Below are 6,924 nucleotides of genomic sequence, written 5' to 3'. Positions count from 1 at the left end.
CCTCACCCCCGACCCCTCTCCCCCAAAAGGGGGCGAGGGGAGTTCATCTTTCGCGGCCGGTTCAATCCTTCCGCATCTCCTCGGCGAAGCGGGCGACGGCGGCTTGGATCGCGCGCAGGCTGCGGATCAGCACCGATTGAAAGTTCTCCGGCGGGTCGTGGAACGCCTCCACGGTGCACCACATATTCTCTTTGACGCGGAACACCTTCGCGGCCTTCACCGCCCGGGTCACGTCGTGGGCGACGCGCACCGCCTGGGCCTTCTCCGGCAGGTCGTCGAGGCTCCAGAAATTGGCGAAGATCAGGCGAAAGAACGCCTCGTCTTCTTCGACGGTGATGATATAGGTGCCGCCTTCGTGCGGGAAGACGACGTCGCCGTCGTCGTCGATCTCCGCTCTGAAACCTTCCTCTTCCAGGAAGTCGACGTACATCTCGGCGCGCTGGGCGGGGTCCATCGCGGGGTTCCTGGAAAGGTCGCCGGGGCGGGCAAAAAGGCAGGAGGCCCAGATTACGACCGAGCGGCCGCCGCCGCGACCCGTTCGGCTTCGATCACCGCCCGCGGGGGGACGGCTTGGGGCGGCGCTTCATCGGCCTCCGGGCGGCGGAACCAGGCGGCGGTTTCCTTGGAGGCGTGCAGCAATTGGCGGGTGCCCGGGGGGAAGCGTTCCGGCGCCGGACCGAATCCGGGGGCGCCTTTCGGACCGCTGTCCTCCGCCCCCCGCAGCCCCGCGACGGACGACCGCGGCACCAGGCACAGGCTGGCCTCCGCGGTCTTGAACAGGCCGAACCGTCGCGGTCGCATCGCGTCGCGCACCAGCAGTACGTCGTCGCAGGGCGGCAGCACGATCGGGGCGGCGTCCACCCACGCGCACCAGGTGCGGGCGGAGGCGGCCTCGCCGGGATCGCCCTTCCGCAGATTCGCCGGCGCCGCGGGGCGGGCCAGTCGCAGCTGCACCCGCGGGATGCCCGGCCCGTCCGCCGGCATGCGATCCCGCCATTCGGCCCGATGTTCGTTCCACTCGTGGGCGGCGTTGAGCGCGGCGGCGGGCAGGGCGGGGGGCGCCTGACCGCAACCGGCGGCGTGACGGGCCGCCATCTCCGCGACGCGATCCCACCCGTCGAGAAACGCCTCCGAGTCGAACGGGCCGACCTCGTCCAGTTGCGGGTCTTCGACCTGCAAATCGAAGCGTTCGCACAGCGCAGCAAGTTCCTCGGCGGCGGTGCGGGCGAAGAACCGCGGGACCAGCAAATCAATCGCGAACGCGGCGACGGTCGGGTCTTCGGGGTTCGTGCCCCCCTCCCCGCGACCGGGGGCGAGGTCCAGGGTGAAGGTCACTCCGGTGTCCGCATGACCGTATCGCACGCCGGTCGGGGAGCCGGTCCCGGCCGGTTCCCCGATCAGGTAATGCGGCCGCGCGACGAGATACGTGCGCAGTTCCCCCGCGTCGGCGGTTGCGCCGGAGACCGTGGCGCCGGAGGCTGGGCCGCTGGCGGGCTTGAGGAACAGGTCGTAGCTCATGGAATCCATTCTTCACGAGGACGCGACGGAGAACACCCCCGCGGGATCGCTTGTTCGCCGCTCTCTTGAAGAGACCGGCGAACGGAAGCCGCCATCACGGCTGCACGGACAGGAACGCGCCGCGTTTGTTGCCCACGACCACGTCCGGCTTGCCGTCGCCGGTCACGTCGGCGACGTGCACCTGCGTGCCCACGCCGCTGTCGGCGTCGATCTTGTGCGGCACGAACGTCGCTTCGCCGTTCTCCCGGGTCAGTTCGAACCAGTACACCACCGGGTCGCCGGCGGCGTCGACGTCGCCCTTGGGGCCGTGCGCCCAGAACCGCTTGCCGGTGACGAGGTCCGTCAGGCCGTCGCCGTTCATGTCCACGGCGGCCATCGCGTGCGGCTGGGTGAAGAGGACGGGCTGGCCGTTCGCATCGACGGCGGGGTTGTTCTCGGCGTCGCCCATGATGACGTGCTTTTCAAAGGTGATCGCTCCGTCCTCGCCCTTGGTCTGCTCGAACCAGTCGAGGCCGTAGCCGTGGGCGTCGCGGCTGGTGACGACGTCGTTGTCGCCGTCGCCGTCCACATCGAAGGCGAAGATCTGGGCGCCCCGACTAGCGAAGGGATGCGGGTGCGGTTCCCACAGCGGATCGCCCTCCAGGCTCTCCGGCTGACGCAGCCAGCCGTCCTTGTGCAGCAGGTCGATCCGCCCGTCGCCGTCCACGTCGCCGGCGCCCAGGCCGTGCGTGTACTTGCCCAGTTTCCCCTTCGGTTCGCTGACCGGGTGGAAGACCCACGGCCGACGGGGATCTTCCCGCGGGGTGAAGTAGCCGTAGGAACCGCCGAGCTGGGCGACCAATTCCGGCCGCTCGTCGCCGACGATGTTCATCACGCCCGGGGATTCGTTGTCCACGACCGGGGCGAGCAGATGCGTCTTCCACTGCCCGTCGGTGCGGCGGTCGCGACCGTGGGCGTCGGCGCCGTCCTCGCTGGGGCCGGGGTTCTCGTGCCAGCGGTTGTCCTTGCCGGGCCAGCCGACGGAGATCACGTCCGGGTAGCCGTCGCCGGTGAGGTCGGCGGTGAAGGTGAGGAATTCGTCGCTGTAGCCGAGCGGACTCACCGGCCCGGCGCCGTGAATCGTGCGACGACGGACCCAATCCGGCCCGAAGTACACGATCGGCCCGACGACCAGATCGACGTGGCCGTCCTGATCGAAGTCCGCGGAGCTGGCGCCCTCGGCATAGAAGGTGTCCGTCAGCGTCAGGGTCTTCCATCCGTCTGCGTTCCCGTCGGCCGAGCTTTCGTCGGCGGGCGAGGCGGCAAGCAACAGCACGGCGAGCGACGTGACGAACATCGGTGCGGGATCCAGACGAGGCGAACGAACGGCGACGCATCAGCCTAACCGCCCCCGTCGGTCATTTCCCCACCGAACGGCACGGCGGATGCATGGGGGAGAACCGCCGAAGCCGATCGACGACGTTTCCCCCGCGGAACCCGTCGTTCCGCTTTCGGTCCGGCGGCGAGCGGTGCAAGATTTACCCTCGTCGACCCCGGACCCTGTCGCTTCGACAAGACCCACGTTTCGATACGAAACGGTTGCTGCGACGCCTCGCACTTCGCGACACCCCGCTTTTCACCCCGGCACGGACGCCGCCCCGATGACCAGCCACGCCCCGACCCACGGTTCCGCCGCCAACGGCTCCGCCTCCACCGGCGCCAACGGCTCTTCGCACGCCGCCTCGAACGGCGCCTCCTCCGGGGAGTTCGGCGAAGGACTCGACGCCGCGGCCGGCAGCATCGCGGACTCCGTCGATCTCTGGCCCCACGGCGGCGGCTACGGCCAATCTTACAACGGCGGCGAGGGCTTCCGTTCCCGCGCCCCGCACCAGCCGTTCGCCGGTCGCCCGGCCGGCCCGGCTCGTCCGGCATCCGTCGGCTCCGTGTTCACCGCGCGTCCCCAGACCAGCCGCGATCATGCGGAGAAGAACCGCGACGCCGACGCCCGCGGCGGCGGCGCCGACACCTGGGACATCCGCGAAGCGTTCCTGAACCTCGCCGCCGGCCGGCTGACCGACACCGCCCGCAACGACGCTGCCCGCGCCCACGCCTTCCTCGAGCAGTACGGGTTCGAAAGCGACGACATCGCGAAGCTCGGCTTCGGCCTGTACCCGGAGCCGGCCGAGGTCGAGGAGTACCTGCGGCGCTGCGGCTTCGGCGAGGACGCCGTCAAGAACAGCGGCCTGACCCGCGACCGCCGCGGCGATCGCCGGGCGAACTGGGCCGGCGCCCTCGTCCTGCCGATCGACGACGAGAACGGCCGTTGCGTCGACATCGCCGTCATCGACCCCACCCCCGGCCCGCACCGCGTGATGCAGGTCGGCCTCGTCCGCGGCGCCGAGGAGAGCGGCGTCGTCGCCTACGGCCTGCGGAACGCGCTTCAGTATTCCCAAGAGAAAGGGCAACGCGGCGATCGCAAAGGCACCTTGGTTCTCACCGAGGATCTGCTCGAAGCCTGCCTGTTGAACGCCCGCGGGTTCGGCCCGGTCGCGGCGATCGGCGGGGAGGGCGGCACCTTCGTCGCCCGCCGTTGGGAAGAGCTGGCCCGGCTGGGCATCGGCGCCGTCACGCTGGCCTTCCGCGAGGACGACGGCCGCCACGACGCCGTCCGCGATTGCTTGGTGCACGCCCTCCGCGCCCGCACGGCACCGGAGGTGTACGTCCTCGAACCGACCGGCCCCGCCGACTGCGAAACGCTCGCCGAGACCGTCCGCGTGCACGGCGTCGGCGCCGCGGAGCGTCGCTTGAACCACCGCACCCTCGCCTTCCACGGCAAGGACTTCGGCGCCGCCCCCCGTCAGGGCGGTCTGCCCGACTGGGCCAAGCGGGAAGCCCCCAAGCCGGCCCCCAAGCCGCAGCCGCGCTTCGTTCGCCCGGAGCCCAAGCCGGAGCGCGATGAGCTGGGCGACTTCCGCGAGAAGGTCCGCGCCGAACTGTCCCGTCTGCCGCACGGTCCGCAGCGCCGGGCCGCCGCCGTGCTGTTCGCCGAGGTCGACGCCGCCCTCGCCGCCCGCCGGTTCGATCGGGCCCGCGATCTGCTCGCCAAGGCGTTTCGATTCGTCGAGGAGAACGCCCGTGACAACAATCGCTACGCCGCCTACGGCGAAGCCGGAACGTGGGGCGAGGACGGCACGAGCGAGCCGACCCCGCTGAACGACGCCGCCGGCCGCAGTTGGTTCTCCGCCCCCGGCCGCACCGACGGCCACGCCCGGGCCTGGGCCTTCGACGGCTACGACCCCCGCAGCGGCGAGCAGCGCGACGCCACGTCGCACAACCTCTCCGCGGTGCTGGACGACCTCTGCAACGCCGGTCGCGGCCCGGTCATCTGCGACCGCCTGCACGACGAAACCGTCGCCGCGATTCGCCCCGGCACCCTGACCGCCCTCACCGCCGCCGACCCCGCCGCCAGCCTGGCGATGGTCTGCGACCGGGTGGCCGACGCCTTGGAACGCTGCGATCACGCCCCGCTGACGGTGATCCTGCGGGACGCCACCCCGGGGGCGTTCGTCTCCATGCTGATCGCCCACCTGACCGCCCGATTGAACGGCGGGAGCGGTCTGACCGCCGGGGAGGTGGACGCCCGGCTCGCTGGTCGCGACGCCGGCCACCAGTACACCGCCAAGCCCTGGCTGGCGGACGAGGCCGCCGACCGTCTCCGCACCCACGGCGACCGCCTGCGGATCGTCGACGCCCGCGGCGCCGCGTTCGGGGAGGTGTTGAACACCCTCACCCGCACCGGCTCGTTGCATTCCCGCGGCGTGAATGCGGAAGGGAATCGGGAGCACGCCGGCGGCCTGCTGTGTGACGCCGCGAACGCCGAGGATCTGTCCCGTCTGGCGGAGTTCGCCGCCGAGACGAACTGCTGGGCCCTCGCCGCGACCGCCCCGCGGACGCCGGTCTCGCACATGGAGCCGACCTGGCACGCCGCCGACGCCCGCGGCGCGTGGCAGCAGGAATCCCATCGTGATGACAGCCGTCGCCCGCAGCGTTCGGTCGAGCAGGAGGCCCGCGAGGGCGCCCGCCTGAACAACTTCCGCGGCCTCGTCGGCGAATGGATCGCCCGCGCCGAGGCGTGAGGGCGGGGGAGTGACGTGATCTAAGACGAAGCCGGACGCAGATGCGTCCGGCTTTTTTCGTGCGCAGAAACGATCCTTATGCCACTGGCGTCAATTGTCTCGAAACGGCAAGGTCATTTGTGATGGATCTATCTGAGCGCCCCCCGACAGGATGCATTGTGACATCCTTCGCACTCGGTCGCCCCGCATATGGAAACGCCTGAGGGAGTTCCCGCCATCCATGTAGAATCGTGTCGAGGCCATCATCAGTAAAGTCCCGTAGATCTCGAGAAGAGTCTCCCGTACTGCTCCGTCCCTCGTCAGTTCACACGTCGCGATTGCTGCAAGGACCTGTTGTGCCAATGCTTTACAAGTGTCGTGAGCCTCAAAGGCGGGGAGATGTTCGGCAGTTTCAGTCGAGCAGACCATCTCCCACCACGCTACCAAGGATGACGCTACCAAGCGTGGTAGGCCCGCATCGTCGGCTGGGTGACTGGACACGTTAGCTACAGCGAGATAGGGGTTCGTTAAGCGTATACCGCTGGCCAGCTCCTTCGCGATGCGCTCTAAATGGGGGACCGCTTGCTCCTGCAATCGGACCATCTTTTTCGATTCTTCCACTAGTTCATGCGTACCCCGCCGCACGATGTGTCCCATGCCTCTAAGGAAGCCGAGATCGAGCACCTGAAGGCGTTCGTGGTACGTACCGTTCGGCCCCCTGTATTTGATCTTCATCTTGTACGAGAGTGGCCGCGTTTCGTCTTTGAAATAAGAGACGGTCTGGTCGAATGTGGTGGATAGCTTCTGCCCTGGAGGAAGCAACCGCACACCGTGCTTGTAGATGGGCCTCCGGCTTTTAAGAGCCGGGTCGCTAGTCTGTAGAACGGGCGTACTCTCAAACCGCACGTTCTCTGCGGGGGATCTACCAGTGTTTTCGACGACGAAATGGATAACGGTGCCGATGTCCTGTGGGACTTGGAAGTATGCGATCACATAGGGTGCAAGCTCCTCCGCCCTAACTCTCTTTAGTTCGTTCAAACTATCGACGGCAGCACGAGCGGAAAGCTGGTTCGCATTCGACATCTTTCCGGTCAGGACGACGTACACCGCGAGGAATAGCAGGCTCAACGTCTGGATGCCGAACAGGGACCACTCCCTTGCCTCTGAGGAGCCGAGCAGCGGAAAGGCCAATGTTACGACGTCGGCGATCAGAGGCATGGAGTTACGAAGAATCTCAGCGGTAAACGGGGAGCGTCGGCACTACGGACCAAGATAAGCGGGACCAGCCGGACGAAGCGTAAGCCGGAGACGG

Annotated in this window: 5 protein-coding genes; 1 reads left to right on the top strand and 4 read right to left on the bottom strand. The window is 68.5% G+C overall.

All coding sequences use genetic code 11. The features are described 5' to 3' along the window. Positions 1–61 precede the first annotated feature (61 nt). The 3 genes from LzC2_RS10510 to LzC2_RS10500 form a co-directional block, all read right to left on the bottom strand. Complete coding sequence (locus tag LzC2_RS10510) at positions 62–454, bottom strand: hypothetical protein (protein ID WP_171186627.1); 393 nt, start codon at positions 452–454, stop codon at positions 62–64. A gap of 53 nt (positions 455–507) precedes the next feature. Further along, a complete protein-coding gene (locus LzC2_RS10505; protein ID WP_171186625.1) occupies positions 508–1,518 on the bottom strand; it encodes a hypothetical protein in 1,011 nt (336 codons plus the stop codon). Positions 1,519–1,612: 94 nt separating this feature from the next. After that, positions 1,613–2,854 (bottom strand): FG-GAP repeat domain-containing protein, encoded by a 1,242-nt coding sequence (locus LzC2_RS10500; RefSeq protein WP_171186623.1) that lies wholly within the window; start codon positions 2,852–2,854, stop codon positions 1,613–1,615. 304 nt (positions 2,855–3,158) lie between these two features. Between LzC2_RS10500 and LzC2_RS10495 the strand changes: the two genes are divergently transcribed. Then, on the top strand, positions 3,159–5,633 hold the full coding sequence (locus LzC2_RS10495) for a hypothetical protein (protein WP_171186621.1): 2,475 nt from the start codon (positions 3,159–3,161) through the stop codon (positions 5,631–5,633). A 90-nt stretch (positions 5,634–5,723) separates the two neighbouring features. Here LzC2_RS10495 and LzC2_RS10490 read toward each other — a convergent pair whose 3' ends face one another. Further along, positions 5,724–6,830, bottom strand: coding sequence for a hypothetical protein (locus LzC2_RS10490; RefSeq protein WP_171186619.1), 1,107 nt, complete (start codon positions 6,828–6,830; stop codon positions 5,724–5,726). Positions 6,831–6,924 lie beyond the last annotated feature (94 nt).

Source organism: Alienimonas chondri (assembly GCF_013036045.1).
Lineage (GTDB): Bacteria > Planctomycetota > Planctomycetia > Planctomycetales > Planctomycetaceae > Alienimonas > Alienimonas chondri.
This window is presented reverse-complemented; position numbering and strand designations above follow the sequence as displayed.